Origin of the sequence: Kosakonia oryzendophytica (assembly GCF_027886705.1) — a bacterium.
Classification (GTDB): domain Bacteria; phylum Pseudomonadota; class Gammaproteobacteria; order Enterobacterales; family Enterobacteriaceae; genus Kosakonia; species Kosakonia oryzendophytica.
Genome location: NZ_CP115659.1, coordinates 765124 through 779882 on the forward strand (window position 1 = coordinate 765124; position 14759 = coordinate 779882).

Annotated in this window: 16 protein-coding genes; 11 read left to right on the plus strand and 5 right to left on the minus strand. The window is 53.8% G+C overall.

Features of this window, described 5'->3' with window-relative positions:
- Nucleotide 1: 1 nt before the first annotated feature.
- Genes hybA through hybG form a run of 7 tightly spaced genes read left to right on the plus strand, consistent with a single transcriptional unit; the run spans nucleotide 2 to nucleotide 5401 of the window.
- Entirely contained in the window at nucleotides 2-985 is a 984-nt protein-coding gene (gene hybA / locus O9K67_RS03715) for a hydrogenase 2 operon protein HybA (protein WP_061493157.1), read from the plus strand.
- Nucleotides 975-2147 carry a Ni/Fe-hydrogenase cytochrome b subunit gene (gene hybB, locus O9K67_RS03720; protein WP_061493158.1) on the plus strand — a complete coding sequence of 391 codons (1173 nt, stop codon included), beginning with the start codon at nucleotides 975-977 and terminating at the stop codon, nucleotides 2145-2147. The genes hybA and hybB overlap by 11 nt, the downstream gene beginning before the upstream one ends.
- Nucleotides 2144-3847: a hydrogenase 2 large subunit gene (hybC, locus tag O9K67_RS03725; protein ID WP_061493159.1), complete on the plus strand. Its 1704-nt coding sequence runs from the start codon at nucleotides 2144-2146 to the stop codon at nucleotides 3845-3847. The genes hybB and hybC overlap by 4 nt, the downstream gene beginning before the upstream one ends.
- Nucleotides 3847-4344, plus strand: coding sequence for a HyaD/HybD family hydrogenase maturation endopeptidase (locus O9K67_RS03730; RefSeq protein ID WP_061493160.1), 498 nt, complete (start codon nucleotides 3847-3849; stop codon nucleotides 4342-4344). Before hybC ends, O9K67_RS03730 begins: the two co-directional genes overlap by 1 nt.
- Nucleotides 4334-4810, plus strand: coding sequence for a hydrogenase-2 assembly chaperone (gene hybE / locus O9K67_RS03735; protein WP_061493161.1), 477 nt, complete (start codon nucleotides 4334-4336; stop codon nucleotides 4808-4810). Before O9K67_RS03730 ends, hybE begins: the two co-directional genes overlap by 11 nt.
- Nucleotides 4803-5141: a hydrogenase maturation nickel metallochaperone HypA gene (hypA, locus tag O9K67_RS03740; protein WP_061493162.1), complete on the plus strand. Its 339-nt coding sequence runs from the start codon at nucleotides 4803-4805 to the stop codon at nucleotides 5139-5141. Before hybE ends, hypA begins: the two co-directional genes overlap by 8 nt.
- A 5-nt stretch (nucleotides 5142-5146) precedes the next feature.
- Nucleotides 5147-5401 carry a hydrogenase maturation factor HybG gene (gene hybG, locus O9K67_RS03745; RefSeq protein ID WP_061493163.1) on the plus strand — a complete coding sequence of 85 codons (255 nt, stop codon included), beginning with the start codon at nucleotides 5147-5149 and terminating at the stop codon, nucleotides 5399-5401.
- On the opposite strand, the gene fucR is transcribed toward hybG, so the two are convergent.
- The 4 genes from fucR to O9K67_RS03765 all read right to left on the minus strand — a co-directional run bounded on the left by fucR (nucleotide 5392) and on the right by O9K67_RS03765 (nucleotide 8721).
- Nucleotides 5392-6114, minus strand: a complete 723-nt coding sequence (gene fucR / locus O9K67_RS03750; RefSeq protein ID WP_061493164.1) for an L-fucose operon activator — start codon at nucleotides 6112-6114, stop codon at nucleotides 5392-5394. The genes hybG and fucR overlap by 10 nt on opposite strands.
- A gap of 3 nt (nucleotides 6115-6117) precedes the next feature.
- Entirely contained in the window at nucleotides 6118-7098 is a 981-nt protein-coding gene (locus O9K67_RS03755; protein WP_061493165.1) for a sensor domain-containing diguanylate cyclase, read from the minus strand.
- A 132-nt stretch (nucleotides 7099-7230) separates the two neighbouring features.
- A complete protein-coding gene (yghU, locus tag O9K67_RS03760) occupies nucleotides 7231-8094 on the minus strand; it encodes a glutathione-dependent disulfide-bond oxidoreductase (RefSeq protein WP_061493166.1) in 864 nt (287 codons plus the stop codon).
- Between the two features lie 69 nt (nucleotides 8095-8163).
- Nucleotides 8164-8721 carry a DsbA family protein gene (locus O9K67_RS03765; RefSeq protein WP_061493167.1) on the minus strand — a complete coding sequence of 186 codons (558 nt, stop codon included), beginning with the start codon at nucleotides 8719-8721 and terminating at the stop codon, nucleotides 8164-8166.
- Between the two features lie 187 nt (nucleotides 8722-8908).
- Here O9K67_RS03765 and O9K67_RS03770 point away from each other — a divergent pair, with 187 nt between their 5' ends.
- Complete coding sequence (locus tag O9K67_RS03770; protein WP_061493168.1) at nucleotides 8909-10351, plus strand: GGDEF domain-containing protein; 1443 nt, start codon at nucleotides 8909-8911, stop codon at nucleotides 10349-10351.
- 296 nt (nucleotides 10352-10647) lie between these two features.
- Nucleotides 10648-11160, plus strand: coding sequence for a hypothetical protein (locus O9K67_RS03775; RefSeq protein WP_271044637.1), 513 nt, complete (start codon nucleotides 10648-10650; stop codon nucleotides 11158-11160).
- Nucleotides 11161-11577: 417 nt separating this feature from the next.
- Here the strand turns inward: O9K67_RS03775 and O9K67_RS03780 are convergent, their stop codons facing one another.
- Nucleotides 11578-11805, minus strand: a complete 228-nt coding sequence (locus O9K67_RS03780) for a hypothetical protein (RefSeq protein WP_061499753.1) — start codon at nucleotides 11803-11805, stop codon at nucleotides 11578-11580.
- 337 nt (nucleotides 11806-12142) lie between these two features.
- Here O9K67_RS03780 and O9K67_RS03785 point away from each other — a divergent pair, with 337 nt between their 5' ends.
- Both O9K67_RS03785 and O9K67_RS03790 read left to right on the plus strand, forming a co-directional pair.
- The gene (locus O9K67_RS03785) at nucleotides 12143-13159 is read left to right on the plus strand and encodes an iron ABC transporter substrate-binding protein (protein ID WP_061493170.1); all 1017 of its coding nucleotides are present in this window, start codon (nucleotides 12143-12145) and stop codon (nucleotides 13157-13159) included.
- A 25-nt stretch (nucleotides 13160-13184) separates the two neighbouring features.
- The gene (locus tag O9K67_RS03790) at nucleotides 13185-14759 is read left to right on the plus strand and encodes an ABC transporter permease (protein WP_061493171.1); all 1575 of its coding nucleotides are present in this window, start codon (nucleotides 13185-13187) and stop codon (nucleotides 14757-14759) included.

Sequence of the window (14759 nt, forward strand, 5' to 3'; positions counted from 1 at the left end):
CGTGAACAGACGTAATTTTCTAAAAGTGGCGTCCGGCGGGGCGTTGCTGGCGGCAGGCTCGTCGACGAGTTTTGCCGCCGCAGAGAACCGCCCGCCGATCCCCGGCGCGCTGGGCATGCTCTACGACTCCACGCTCTGTGTGGGGTGTCAGGCTTGCGTGACCCGTTGCCAGGACATCAATACCCCGCAACGTAATCCGCAGGGTCAACAAACCTGGTCCAACAACGACAAACTTTCGCCATACACCAATAACATCATTCAGGTCTGGCATAGCGGCAGCGGGGTGAACAAAGATCGCCTCGATGATGGCTACGCCTATATCAAAAAGCAGTGCATGCACTGTGTGGATGCCAACTGTGTCTCTGTTTGCCCGGTTCAGGCGCTGAAGAAGGACAGTAAAACCGGCATCGTCCATTATGACGCCAGCGTCTGTACCGGTTGCCGCTACTGCATGGTCGCCTGTCCCTTCGATGTGCCGAAATACGATTACAACAATCCGTTCGGTGAACTGCACAAATGCCAGCTCTGTAACCAGAAAGGCGTTGAGCGTCTGGATAAAGGCGGATTGCCTGGCTGTGTGGAAGTCTGTCCTGCCGGTGCGGTGATTTTCGGCACGCGCGAAGAGTTACTGGCGGAAGCCAAAAAACGCCTCTCGCTAAAACCGGGTACTGAGTATCACTACCCCCGGCAAACGCTCACCTCCGCCGACACCTATCAACACACTGTCGCCAGCTACTACCCACATCTGTACGGTGAAAAAGAGGGGGGCGGCACACAGGTGCTGGTGCTGACCGGCGTGCCTTACGAGGTGCTGGGGTTACCAGCGCTGGATGATCTGGCGACCGGTGCCCGTTCGGAACATGTTCAGCATACGGTGTACAAAGGCATGATGTTGCCGCTGGCTGTGCTGGCGGGGCTGACGGCGTTGGTACGTCGACATACGAAGAATGAGCACCATGAAGGAGGCGACGATCATGAGTCATGATCCGCAACCGTTGGGCGGCAAGCTGTTCAGCAAGCCAATACTGCTTTTTGCCCCGCTGATCGTGCTGTGCGGGATCTTTATCCTCAAGCGTCTGATCTTCGGCCTGGGATCGGTTTCGGATCTTAACGGTGGTTATCCGTGGGGGATCTGGATCGCTTTCGATTTGCTGATCGGCACCGGTTTCGCTTGCGGCGGCTGGGCGCTCGCCTGGGCGGTATATGCCTTTAACCGTGGCGACTACCATCCACTGGTGCGCCCGGCATTACTGGCCAGTCTGTTTGGTTATTCGCTGGGCGGTTTGTCCATCACCATTGACGTCGGGCGTTACTGGAATCTGCCCTATTTTTACATCCCGGGGCACTTCAACGTGAACTCGGTCCTGTTTGAAACTGCCGTCTGTATGACGATTTACATCGGTGTGATGGCGCTGGAGTTCGCGCCCGCGCTGCTGGAGCGGTTGGGCTGGAAAGTGTCGCTGCGGCGGCTGAATAAGGTGATGTTTTTTATTATCGCTCTTGGCGCGCTGCTGCCCACCATGCACCAGTCTTCGATGGGCTCTTTGATGATCGCGGCCGGGTACAAGGTCTATCCGCTGTGGCAAAGCTACGAAATGCTGCCGGTCTTCTCCTTGTTGACCGCGTTTATCATGGGCTTTTCGATCGTCATCTTTGAAGGTTCGCTGTTGCAGGCCAGTCTGCGCGGCAACGGGCCGGATGAAAAGCGGCTCTTTACGAAGTTAACCGGGACGTTAAGCGTTCTCCTGGCGCTGTTTTTGCTGCTGCGCGTAGGGGAAATCACCTGGCGCGACAAGTGGAGCTACGCCTTTGCTGGGGATTTTTACAGCCTGATGTTCTGGCTGGAAATCGCACTGCTGATGTTCCCGCTGTTGGTGCTGCGCTCGGCGCGTCTGCGTACTGATTCCCGTGTTCTGTTTATCGGCGCGTTAAGCATGCTGTTGGGATGCGCTCTGTGGCGACTCTCCTATTCGCTGTTAGCGTTTAATCCCGGCAATGGCTATCACTACTTCCCGGCCTGGGAAGAGATATTGATTTCTATCGGTTTTGTGGCAATTGAAGTCTGTGCGTACATCTTACTCATACGTCTGTTGCCGATTATTCCTCCGTTACAACGACAAGAACGTCATGAGGCGAGTAAAGCATGAGTCAACGAATTACCATCGATCCGGTGACCCGTATTGAGGGTCATTTACGCATTGACTGCGAAATTGAAAACGGTGTTGTATCCAAAGCCTGGGCATCAGGCACGATGTGGCGCGGTATGGAAGAGATAGTGAAGAACCGCGACCCGCGGGATGCATGGATCATTATGCAGCGCATCTGCGGCGTCTGTACGACGATTCACGCTATTGCCTCTGTCCGTGCCGTGGAAAGCGCACTGGATATGAACGTTCCGGTCAACGCCCAGTATATTCGCAACATTATTCTGGCCGCGCATACTATCCACGATCATATCGTGCACTTCTACCAACTCTCGGCGCTGGACTGGGTTGATATCACGTCTGCGCTCAATGCTGACCCGGCAAAAGCGGCGAACCTGCTGAAAGGGCTCTCTGACTGGCCGCTGAACAGCGAAAACACGTTTAAAGAGGTGCAGGACAAAATCAAAGCGTTGGTTGCCAGCGGTCAGTTGGGGATTTTCGCCAATGGCTACTGGGGACATCCGGCCATGAAGCTGCCGCCGGAAGTGAACCTGATTGCCGTCGCGCACTATTTACAGGCGCTGGAGTGTCAGCGTGATGCCAACCGCATCGTCGCCTTGCTTGGCGGGAAATCGCCGCATATTCAAAACATGGCGGTGGGCGGTGTTGCCAACCCGATCAATCTTGACGGCATCGAAGTGTTGAATCTGGAACGGCTGATGTACCTCAAGTCGTTCATCGACAAGCTGCAGGCCTTTATCGAACAGGTTTATAAGGTCGATACCGCCGTGATTGCGGCGTTCTATCCGGAGTGGCTGGAGCGTGGTAAAGGCAGTGTCAATTACCTGAGTACGCCGGAGTTTCCGACCGACGGTGAAAACGGCAGTTTCCTGTTCCCTGGCGGTTACATCGAAAACGCCGATCTCAGCACCTATCGGGCCATCACCGCATACAACGATCCGTTTATGGTGAAAGGCATTCAGGAGGGCGCGAAACACGCCTGGTATAAAGACGAAGCGCCGCAAGAGCCATGGCAAGGGACGACGGTGCCGAATTACACCGGCTGGCAGGAAGACGGGAAATATTCGTGGGTGAAGTCACCGACTTTCTACGGCAAAACCGTGGAAGTGGGGCCGCTGGCCAATATGCTCTGTAAACTGGCGGCGAAGCGCGAATCCACGACCACCAAACTCAATGAAATTGTGGCGATCTACCACAAACTCACTGGCAAAACGTTGGGAATAGAGCAACTGCACTCTACGCTGGGCCGCATTATTGGTCGTACCGTGCATGCCTGCGAGCTGCATCAGGTTGCCAGCCAGCAGTATCAGGCGCTGGTCGACAACATCGGCAAAGGCGACATGACCACCTTTGTGAAGCCGGATATTCCCGCCAGCGGCGAGTTTAAAGGTGTAGGCTTCCTCGAAGCGCCGCGTGGCATGCTCTCGCACTGGATCGTGATCAAAGACGGGACTATCAGCAACTACCAGGCTGTCGTGCCATCGACGTGGAACGCCGGACCGCGCAACGTGAATGACGAAGCCGGTCCCTACGAGCAGTCGCTGGTAGGCACGCCGATTGCCGATCCGCAAAAACCGCTGGAAGTGGTGCGCACCATTCACTCTTTCGACCCTTGTATGTCCTGCGCCGTACACGTGCTGGACGCAGAGGGTAACGATGTGGTGTCGGTGAAGGTGCTGTAATGTCGATCTTAGTGTTGGGGGTGGGCAATATTTTGCTCACCGATGAGGCAATCGGCGTACGGGTGGTGGAAGCGCTGGAGCAGCGTTTCCACCTGCCGGAACAGGTCGAGGTGCTGGATGGTGGCACCGCTGGCATGGAGTTGCTGAGCGCGATGGCGAACCGCGATCATCTGATCATTGCAGACGCCATTGTCACGCGCAAAAGCGAGCCTGGCAGCGTCATTTGCCTGCGCGACGATGAAGTGCCCACGCTGTTCAGCAATAAAATTTCCCCGCACCAACTGGGATTGTCTGATGTGCTGTCCGCGCTGCGCTTTACCGGCGAGTTTCCGGCGAAGCTGACGCTGGTCGGTGTCATTCCGGCCTCACTGGAGCCGCATATTGGTTTGACGCCGATCGTTGCTGCAAGTATCGATACGGCATTACAGGCGGTGCTGGATGCGCTGGCGGAGTCTGGTGTAGTCCTGACGCCCAGGGAGGTTCAGCATGCAGAATGAAATCACCGGTTTTGACGCCTCGCCGCACAGCGAGGTGCAGGCTGCTTTTGCAGCCGTGGCCGCAGGTGAGATGCACGATTTACCTTTTGTGCATCCACACATGCCGGTCTCGGTGACGCCCTTCACACTGTTTGAGGGGCAGTGGATAGGTTGTGTGATAACGCCCTGGATGCTGAGTTTGCTGATTTTTCCCGGTCCGCAGCAATGTTGGGTACGTCGCAATGTTGGCGAGCGTATTGGGCTGCGATTACCCTATGGCGAAATGACCTTTACCGTTGGCGAAATGCCCGCCCTTGCGCAGTATCTGAGCTGTTCGTTAATGTCACCATTAGCGCGGGAACTGCGTGCGGAACAGGGGGCCTCGCTGGCGCATGATTGCCTGAAAATGGCACTCTCCCTGCCGGTGAGCGAGTCGGTGAGTCGCCGAGCGTTGCTCACCCGGCTGAAGGACGCCCGGCATGCATGAGTTATCGCTATGCCAGAACGCGGTGGAGATCATCGAACAGCAGGCCAGGCAAAACGGCGCCAGCAAGGTGACCGGTGTGTGGCTGGAAGTGGGCGCGCTGGCCTGTGTGGAGGAGAGTGCGCTGCGTTTCGGCTTTGATATCGCCTGCCGCGATACCCTTGCTGAAGGGTGCGCGTTGCATATCCTCCATAAACCCGCGCAGGCATGGTGCTGGAATTGCAGCCAGTCGGTGGAAATTACCCGCCATGATGAGTGCCCTCTCTGTCACTGCCCAACGCTGCATATTGAGCACAGCGAGGGCGTACAGATCAAAAGTATTGAAGTGGAGTAAGTAAGATGTGTATAGGCGTACCGGGCCAAGTCGTGGCCGTGGGCGACGATTTTCATCAACTGGCGCAGGTGGACGTTTGCGGCGTGCGGCGCGAGGTCAATATCGCCCTGGTGTGCGAAGATGATCCGCGTGCGCTGCTCGGGCAGTGGGTACTGGTACATGTGGGGTTTGCCATGAGCCTGATTGATGAAAATGAAGCGCAAGAGACGCTTGCGGCGTTGCGCAATATGGAGCTGGCGGATTTTGCCCCTCAGCGATGAGGCGTGTCGGTTTTTACATCGGTGATCATTTGCGTCACCAGTGACAGGTTGCCGATTTTTACTTCGCTGGCGCGGTAAAATTTGCTCTTATCGATCAGTAGCAGCGATTGCTGCGCCCGGCGTAACAAATGCGCTTTAAATGCGGCGTTATGGCGGGTGGAGTCCCACATCTCGCCCGCCGCATCCACCCCCTCGCAGGAGAAGATAAACAGATCGATCTCCAGCGATTTCAACAGGCCCGGCAGCGCCGGATTGACATAACAACGCTCGGCGCGATCCAGTTTCCCACCTGAACAGACCAGCGTGATGTTTTGCCGTCGGACGATCTCCTGGCATACCGGCACGCTGTTAGTAAAGACGGTAAGGTCGATATCCGGCAACTGCCGCGCAAGGTGAAAACAGGTGGAGCTGGCATCCAGCGCCAGCGTCATCCCCGTATCGATCCAGTTCAGCGCATGGCGGGCAATATCGGCTTTATCCGCATAATGGCTTTTCAGCCTGCTGCGAAACGGCTCGCTGCTTTCCTGCTGCGGTGAATGCAGCATCCGTGCGCGACCATGGCGACGCACTATTTTCCCCTGGGTTTGCAGCGCATTCAGATCCCGGCGGATGGTTTCGATGCTCACGTTCAATTGGGTAGCCAGCGCCGCAGTCGTGAGGGTGTCATAGCGGGTGAGGAGTTGCACAATCGTCTGCTGGCGAGCGGTTTTCATCAACTATGCTCCGGCGCAAGCGGAGAGGGAAATCAGTGTCTGGCCGAGAGCCGCGCCGTTTTTCCCGGTATGCTTGATGTGATACATCGCCCGATCGGCGCGTTTCAGCGCGTTGATGAAATCGTCGTCATCCTGCGCTTCATCAATGCCAATCGATGCCCCAACCGACGCCTCGCCGTTATCCAGTTCAAAGGGCGTCAGCGCCGCGCGCAGGCAAGTATGCGCGGTGCTGTTAATCAGCAGGCTGGTAAGCGGAAACGGTAACAGCAGAACAAACTCATCGCCGCCGAGACGGCCGACAATCGTTCCTTCCGGGCAGGCATTGCGCAGACGCTGGCTCAGCTGGATCAGCAGTTCGTCGCCGCTACGGTGACCGAAGGTGTCGTTAACCGCTTTAAAATCATCAAGATCGATAAAGGCTACGCACACTGGCCCGGAAAGCTTTAACTCATCAAAGTGTTGCAACAGCGCGTGACGATTTGCCAGCCCGGTGAGCGGATCGTGGTTCGCCAGCGCCGAGAGTTGCTCCTCATACTGCTTCTCTTTGGTCATGTCGATATGCGTACCGGTCACTTTTAGCGGTGAACCGTTGGCATCCCACTCCGTTACGCGGCCTCTGTCGAGCACCCAGGTGACGGTGCCGTTTTTATGCTGCATGCGGTGCAGGGCTTCATAAAACGGGGTCTTGCCGTGCAAATGATCGTAAAACGCGTCCAGCACGCGCTGGCGGTCATCTTCATGCAGATGCTCACGCCAGACATCAAAATGGGCGCTCAACTCTTTGGGTTGATACCCAAGCATCGAACCCCAACGGCGGTTGTAGATGATCAGCTTGCCACTGGGAACATCAAGCTGCCACAGGCACAGCCCGGTACCGTCCAGCGCAGCGCTGAGTTTATTGCGCGCATCACGCGCTATCCGCACCAGCCGGGCGTTATGCTTTTTCAGATTCTGGATCTGCTGTTTGAGCGCGATGTCGGACATGGGGGCCGGCTACAGGTAAATAAAGCGCATTCTTACCAGTTATTCTGGTCGTGTAAATATGATGTGAAAAAAACAGTGGAAGGTAATGGAGAGCGGGAATAAACCGGGCGGACGACCGCCCGGTGCAGAAGATTATGCCTGACGCTTATCTTCTGTGTTGGTATCGAAGTCGCTGGCGTCATGGCGCTCATGCAACTGTTCATGCGGCTCGCCGAACGTACGGTTAACGATCCGTCCGCGTTGTACCGCCGGGCGCGCAAGGATCGCTTTCGCCCAGCGTTGTACATGGGTGTAGATGCCTGCATCGAGAAACTCTGCGGCGTTGTAGACATTACCCAGCACCACATTGCCATACCACGGCCAAATCGCCATATCGGCAATGGTATACTCATCACCGGCGACAAACGGATGGTTAGCCAGTTGCTTATCCAGTACATCCAGTTGGCGTTTGGCTTCCATGGTAAAGCGATTAATAGCGTACTCGATTTTCACCGGCGCATAGTTATAGAAGTGGCCGAAACCACCACCGAGGAACGGCGCAGAGCCCTGTAACCAGAACAGCCAGTTCAGGGTTTCGGTGCGCCCGGCCGGATCGTTGGGCAGAAAATGGCCAAACTTTTCTGCCAGATACAGCAAGATTGCCCCGGATTCAAATACGCGGGTTGGCGGCGTGGTGGAGTGATCGCGCAGCGCCGGGATCTTCGAGTTCGGATTCACCTCAACAAAACCGCTGGAGAACTGATCGCCCTCGCCAATGCGGATTAACCAGGCGTCATACTCAGCCGCAGTAACCCCTTTCTCCAACAGCTCTTCCAGCATGATGGTCACTTTCTGGCCGTTTGGCGTACCCAGCGAGTAGAGTTGCAACGGATGTTTGCCCACCGGCAAGGTTTTCTTATGCGTCGGGCCGGAGATCGGACGGTTAATATTGGCAAATGCACCGCCGCCGGATTTATCCCACGTCCAGACTTTAGGTGGCTGATAGTTGTCTGACATATTGGTCTGCCTTTTGGTTGATCTGTTGAAGCGTTATTGGAATGGGGTGCTCATCAGTGTAGCAGCGTCTCAGGCGAGGATACGCTGCGCCCAGACGCCGATGTCATCGCCGCTGCCGAGATCGGCCTGTACCAGCCCGTTAACCATAAAGGTCGGGGAGACATGAATGCCGTTCTGCCGCGCATATTTGCTATGCCATTTGATTTCGGTTTGCAATTCCGGCCTGGCAAATGCCGCCGCCAGTTTCACTCCGCTATACTTCTCAATACGTTCAATAATTTGCTGTGGCGTGGTATCCATATTCGGGCCGCTACAGTGGTCCGTGAATTCGAACTCTTCTCGATGGTCCGCTACTGCTTTCAGTACGCTTCGCGCAGCGGCTTTGCCTTCCGGCAGTGTGGAGGCAGCAAGGATGCAGCGCACAATCACGCCAGAGAACATATGCCACGGTTGCGATTGCAGGCGGATTTTGATGGTGACCTTCTCTTCGCCCACTTCGTTGAGCAAGGCGTCCAGCTTGTTAAATGCGCGGACGGAGAAAGGGCAGGTCGGTTCAAGGAACACCTCGAACGTGCGTGGACCATGGCCCCAGCTAAGCGGATCGGCGTGTAAAGGTTGTTGGCTCATTATCACTCCTGGTATGTGATGTTTTTATCGTCTCTGAGAATAGCAGGATGCGATAGACGCGGGGAGTACGCTTTGTGCTGGATGCGGTTAACCTCTCTTACAGTGCTTTCTTATTGAAATAAATGAGGTATTCGGTTTACTAACGGTAACAGGCGATGGTGAAAAGGAACTAAAGAGGGCGGAGATTATGTGTCGTTACCTCGTCAGACTGTGTGTGCTCTTTTTCGCGGTATATCTCGTAAGTGACTGGGGGTTAAACTTTCGCCCTGGCAACAATGTTTCTCTATTCTGGCCTGCTAACGTACTGGCCTTCAGCCTGTTTATTCACTTCCGTTTACGTCGTCGCCATGTGGGGCGACAACTGTTGCACAATGCATTGCTGACCGTTATCAGTTATAGCGCGATGCTGGTGGCGGCTCTCAGTTTTGAAGACGGGTCGGGTATTGAGCAGAAGGTTATCTACTGCGCGTTCAATATCGGCTTTTATCTGCCTGCCTGGTTGTGCTTTATTTACTGTTTCCACAGCCGTTTTCTACAGCGAAGCACGTTCACCGGCAATGCCGTTCTGGTGATGACTATTCCGGTGGTGGCTGGCGCGTTCTGCTCGGCGGCGGTGTTCGGCCTTTGGCTATGGGCGACAAACAGCGCTGATATCTACCAACTCATGCGCGGCTGGTTCAGCGAACAACTCAGCACAGGTATCATCTTTGTTTGTTTTTTTATTCGGTTCAAGGCAATTTTCCGCACCGTGCGGCGGCAATTACACCGTGGTTGGCAACAGCTACGCCCGCAGGTATTGGTGATCGTTTTTTTAGTGTTTGTGCTGCTATGTGTCCTTTTTTCCGGCACTGAGATGGTGGCATTGATCCTCTTTCCACTCGCCTGGTTCGCCTTGCGTTACTCCTTTAAAACGACCGTTGTACTCTGCATGCTTACCGGCGTGGCGTTGAATTATCTCTATGCTGTCAGGTTGCTCGAGCCTGGCACGGGCGTCACCCAGGCGGATCTTGATGCCATGCTCAATGCGTTTCGCCTCAATCTCTCAATATTGATCATGGCTATATTAATGGTTTCACGGGTGGTCTCTGCCAATAAAATTCTGCTTAAACGCATTGAATCGGGCAGCAGTCGCGATGTGTTGTCCGGCGCATTGAATCGCCGCGCTTTTCTGGCGCAGCTTTCCCGGCTTTGCACAGAGCGAGAAGGGCTGGCCCACCGGGAAGTGGCCATCCTGTTTCTTGATATCGATAACTTTAAAAAGATCAATGACATTTACGGCCACTCGACGGGCGATGATGTTATTCGCCATTTTGTTGCCCTGTTGAAAAAGCAGATGCGGCAAAATGACCTGATCTGCCGCTGGGGAGGTGAAGAGTTTATTATCGCTGCGCTGGACCTCAGCCCACCCGATGCCCTGTTACTCGGCGAGCGGCTGCGTGCCTGGGTTGCGCTGACGCCGGTTAAAGTGCCGGGTGCCGCGCCACTGAGCTTTACCACCAGTGTGGGTATCAGTGCCTTTCGATGCGGGCTGGGCGAAAACATCCATCTGGCGATTAACCGGGCCGACGAGGCGCTGTACGAGGCCAAAAAGCAGGGCCGTAACCGTGTGAAAATGTACCCGCCGTCGTGAACATCATGCCCTGATCATCTGTAACAATCAGCCATTAACGTCGCTCTTTGCACCGCGATAAATTAATTAATCTGACTTAAATGATATTTTTCATGCTGCATCTGATTTAACTGAAATTAATATAATATATAATGATGGGTTGCTTATTTTAATTTCTTATGTCAATCATCTTTTGTCAGCATTATTTGTTATTAATATGTTTTAACTGCCTGTCGATAATCGTTATGAGGATCTTTCTCGACTCACCAGGATGAGTCATTCGTCGCAAATTATCTGGTTAACGAGTAGCGGAGATAATGATGCAGGAGATTCAGGCGATTCAGGCAAGCGCGCACCTTGCCAGCACAAAAGAGACTATCACGCATAAGATTGAAACGGCGAATAGCACCGGCATCAGTATCGGCACCAGTACTGAACATGGCGCTGGCAAACAGTCGTATCAGGATGACAGCACCAAAGTGACGCTCTCCTCTCGTGCAGAAAACCACAAATCTTTAAAAGAAGTTCAGACTGAGCAAGAGGCTCAGGAAAAGAAAAAAGTGGAAAATCATCAGATTGATTATTCGCTGGCGATGTCCGGTATTCCGCAATATGGCGGGCGACTGGTTACGATCGTGAAATATCCAGATGGCCGAACGGAAATGATCGATGCGTTTTCCGGTAAAAAAGTCACACAGCAGGATTTAGAGCAGGCGGAGATGGCGAAAAAAAATAGCCAGATCGCTCAGCAACAATTGGAAAGTAAACCTAAAGTCGAGACATTGCCAAATGCGATGCCCGGCGAGTCAGAACTGACGGATATGCAATAAATAGTTGTTCTAATATCCGTTATTTTTAAGTGGGTATTTTCTTTTTTTTTGCATGTAACGCAATCAGTTGATTATCTGCCGTTCTTTCATCTGCTTGCGAGAAAATATATCTTATATTGTTGTTGCGAATAACGTCGCCATTCTGATATCTGTTTGGCTTAAGTACGTTAATGATAGGGTGAATTTTCAGCGATTTGTGAGCTGAGGATATCGGCTATCTTTTGCCTGGTTATCTGGCGTTGGCCATAAAATCTGTCTGCCATTTCCACAGTGGAGAAAGAGTCCGCAACACCGGGTATGCAAACCAAAGGTATGTCATGCGTACATGAAGAGAGATGTCGTCACCTCGTTTCATCCGGATGGGGAGCAGGTGTACGTGTATTTTTCTTCAGGAGGGGGGAACGATTGACACAGGTCCTAACGCTTCGTTTTGTTATGCTTCTCTTTATATTCAGCAATTGCGTCGTTGATACTATCTGTGGCGATGGAGTCAACCTGCTGGTCTTCTAAAAAAACCTCATAATGTCCTGATACGTATTTAAAGGTGAATATTTTCCCCTGATAACGCACGCGTTTTTCTTTAACCGACAAACCCCTGTTGCGCATAGCCACTTTTGCTAATGTATCTATCTTTTTATTTTTCATAATTATTTTACTTACCTGTGCAGGCTGCTTCGCGATGTCTGATATTAAGCTCACTCTGTATGATGTTAATTTGTTATCCTCAAAAAGGAAAGAACAGGGTGGCAGATAGTGGCTATTAATAACAGTTGAAATATTTTTATTATCTTAAGGTTATCTTAATATTTACAGTATCTTGCAACGGCTAACCGGACGCTTTCTTATTTTTCTCTTTTATTCATATTAAATTTTAAACTTTTCTGGTGATAATAGTTTTGATTCTCATTTCATTTCCGCTACGATTACACTCCAGCCTCGTCTGTAGACGTTCGCTATTAAACCAATGAAAAAAGGAATGAAGATGAAGAATCGCTTTTTGCCTTTCTGTTCGCTTGCACTGGTCATCTCTTCGGTTTTAGCCGCCCCCGCTGCACTGGCGGCGGATAACGATGACGGTATCGTTGTTTATAACGCGCAACATGAAAACCTGACCAAAACCTGGGTTGATGAGTTCACCAAAGAGACCGGTATCAAAGTCACGCTGCGCAACGGCGGCGATACTGAGCTGGGTAACCAGTTGGTGCAGGAGGGCAGTGTCTCTCCGGCGGATGTGTTTCTGACGGAAAACTCCCCGGCGATGACGCTGGTGGATAATGCGAAGCTGTTCGCACCGTTGGATGCCGACACGCTGAAACAGGTGCCTGCCCGTTTCCGCCCTGCGCATGGTCGCTGGATTGGCATCGCTGCACGTAGCACGGTGTTTGTCTACAATCCGTCCAAAATTAGCCATGCGCAGCTCCCGGTATCGCTGATGGATCTGGCGAAACCAGAATGGAAAGGCCGCTGGGCGGCTTCCCCGTCAGGCGCGGATTTCCAGGCCATTGTCAGTGCTATGCTGTCGCTGAAAGGGGAAAAAGCCACACTCGACTGGCTGAAAGCCATGAAAATCAACTTTACACCGTACAAAGGCAACAGCACGGTGATGAAAGCGGTGAACGCCGGGCAGATCGATGGCGGCGTGATCTATCACTATTACTACTTTGTTGATCAGTCCAAAACTGGCGAAAACAGTAAAAACACCCAGCTTCACTACTTCAAACACCAGGATCCTGGCGCATTTGTCAGCATTTCTGGCGGTGGCGTGCTGGCATCCAGCAAACATCCGAAACAGGCGCAGGCGTTTATCAAGTGGATCACTGGCAAAACCGGTCAGGATATGCTGCGTACCAACACCGCATTTGAATATGCCGTGGGCGAGCATGCTGCTTCCAACGAAAAATTAGTGCCGCTGAATCAGTTAGATGCACCTGCTGTTGAACCATCCTCCCTGAACAGCCAAAAAGTCACAGAGTTAATGACCGAAGCCGGTCTACTGTAATTGATTGCATAACCATGAGCGCTTTATGTCCAGTTTAACGCTTCCGGCGGCAACCGCCGCGGCCAGCCAGACCACGCGTCACCGTCCCCCGGTGGTGTTAGTGGTGTTAGCCCTTTTTGTCGCGTTGCTTGCTTTACTTCCCGTGGGGTTTGTTATCGCTGTGGGAATCGACACCGGATGGGAGAGCGTTAAAGCGCTCATTTTCCGCCCCCGCGTGGGCGAACTGGTGAGCAATACCTTTCTGTTGGTCGCCATTGCCGTGCCTGCCTGCGTGGTCCTTGGCACGGCGATCGCGTGGCTAACCGAAAGGACCTCGCTGCCAGGCCGACGGCTATGGTCGGTTCTGGCGGTCGCGCCGCTGGCCATTCCCGCATTCGTGCAAAGCTATGCGTGGGTCAGCGTTGCGCCTGCATTTAATGGGCTTTGGGCGGCGGTTTTTATCTCCGTGCTGGCCTATTTTCCGTTTATCACTATGCCGGTGGCCGCCGTGTTGCGCCGACTGGATCCGGGGCTGGAAGATGTGGCCGCCTCGCTGGGAACACCGCCCTGGCTTATCTTTTTCCGCGTCGTGTTGCCCCAACTTAAGCTGGCGCTCTGCGGTGGTGCGCTGCTGGTGGCACTTCACTTGCTGGCGGAATATGGCCTGTTTGTGATGATCCGTTTCGACACCTTCACCACCGCCATTTACGACCAGTTTCAGTCCACTTTTAGCGGCCCGGCGGCGAATATGCTGGCGGGCGTTCTGGCAATCTGCTGCCTGGGGTTACTGTTACTGGAAAACGCTGCGCGCGGCAGCGCTCGCTATGCCCGTGTTGGCGCTGGCGCGGCGCGTAAGCAGCAGCAACATGAATTGGGCGGCTGGGGCCGTATGTTGGGGCTGTTAGTGTGCCTTTGCGCCGTGATCCTGTCGCTGGGCACGCCGCTTGTCGTGCTTGCCCGTTGGTTATGGTTAGGTGGGGTCGCCTGCTGGGATAATGCCGATTTGTGGCTTTCTCTGCACCAGACGCTTTTTCTGGCGCTTTGCGGCGCGGTAATCACCACCGCTTTTGCGCTCCCAACGGCCTGGCTTAGCGTACGTCATCCGCGTCCTGCCTTTCGCCTGCTCGAAGGCTGTAATTACATTGCCAGCTCGCTACCGGGAATTGTTGTCGCACTGGCACTGGTGACGGTGACCATCCATTACGCCCGGCCGATTTACCAGACCGAAGTGACGCTGTTTCTTGCCTACGTGCTGATGTTTATGCCCAGAGCGCTGGTGAATCTTCGCGCCGGTATTGCACAAGCGCCGGTTGAGCTGGAACGTGTAGCGCAAAGTCTTGGTACAACACCCGCCAGAGCACTGCTCAGCGTAACGTTACGGCTTGCGGCGCCGGGCGCGGCGGCCGCTGCGGCGCTGGTATTTCTTGGCGCGAGTAATGAACTTACCGCGACGTTACTGCTTTCACCGCTTGGCACCCGTACACTGGCGACGGGGTTCTGGGCGCTGACCAGCGAGATTGATTATGTTGCAGCGGCGCCTTATGCCGCGCTGATGATCCTGATTTCACTGCCGCTGACCGGCTTGCTATACAAGCAATCACAAAAACTTTCAGGTCTTTAA

What these genes read in the sequence shown, in the direction of transcription:
- hypA (WP_061493162.1), top strand. Translation starts at nt 4,803, where the DNA reads ATGCATGAGTTATCGCTATGCCAGAACGCGGTGGAGATCATCGAACAG.
- hybB (WP_061493158.1), top strand. Translation starts at nt 975, where the DNA reads ATGAGTCATGATCCGCAACCGTTGGGCGGCAAGCTGTTCAGCAAGCCA.
- hybC (WP_061493159.1), top strand. Translation starts at nt 2,144, where the DNA reads ATGAGTCAACGAATTACCATCGATCCGGTGACCCGTATTGAGGGTCAT.
- hybE (WP_061493161.1), top strand. Translation starts at nt 4,334, where the DNA reads ATGCAGAATGAAATCACCGGTTTTGACGCCTCGCCGCACAGCGAGGTG.
- O9K67_RS03730 (WP_061493160.1), top strand. Translation starts at nt 3,847, where the DNA reads ATGTCGATCTTAGTGTTGGGGGTGGGCAATATTTTGCTCACCGATGAG.
- O9K67_RS03790 (WP_061493171.1), top strand. Translation starts at nt 13,185, where the DNA reads ATGTCCAGTTTAACGCTTCCGGCGGCAACCGCCGCGGCCAGCCAGACC.
- O9K67_RS03770 (WP_061493168.1), top strand. Translation starts at nt 8,909, where the DNA reads ATGTGTCGTTACCTCGTCAGACTGTGTGTGCTCTTTTTCGCGGTATAT.
- O9K67_RS03765 (WP_061493167.1), bottom strand. Translation starts at nt 8,721, where the DNA reads ATGAGCCAACAACCTTTACACGCCGATCCGCTTAGCTGGGGCCATGGT.
- hybG (WP_061493163.1), top strand. Translation starts at nt 5,147, where the DNA reads ATGTGTATAGGCGTACCGGGCCAAGTCGTGGCCGTGGGCGACGATTTT.
- yghU (WP_061493166.1), bottom strand. Translation starts at nt 8,094, where the DNA reads ATGTCAGACAACTATCAGCCACCTAAAGTCTGGACGTGGGATAAATCC.
- fucR (WP_061493164.1), bottom strand. Translation starts at nt 6,114, where the DNA reads ATGAAAACCGCTCGCCAGCAGACGATTGTGCAACTCCTCACCCGCTAT.
- O9K67_RS03755 (WP_061493165.1), bottom strand. Translation starts at nt 7,098, where the DNA reads ATGTCCGACATCGCGCTCAAACAGCAGATCCAGAATCTGAAAAAGCAT.
- O9K67_RS03785 (WP_061493170.1), top strand. Translation starts at nt 12,143, where the DNA reads ATGAAGAATCGCTTTTTGCCTTTCTGTTCGCTTGCACTGGTCATCTCT.
- O9K67_RS03780 (WP_061499753.1), bottom strand. Translation starts at nt 11,805, where the DNA reads ATGAAAAATAAAAAGATAGATACATTAGCAAAAGTGGCTATGCGCAAC.
- O9K67_RS03775 (WP_271044637.1), top strand. Translation starts at nt 10,648, where the DNA reads ATGATGCAGGAGATTCAGGCGATTCAGGCAAGCGCGCACCTTGCCAGC.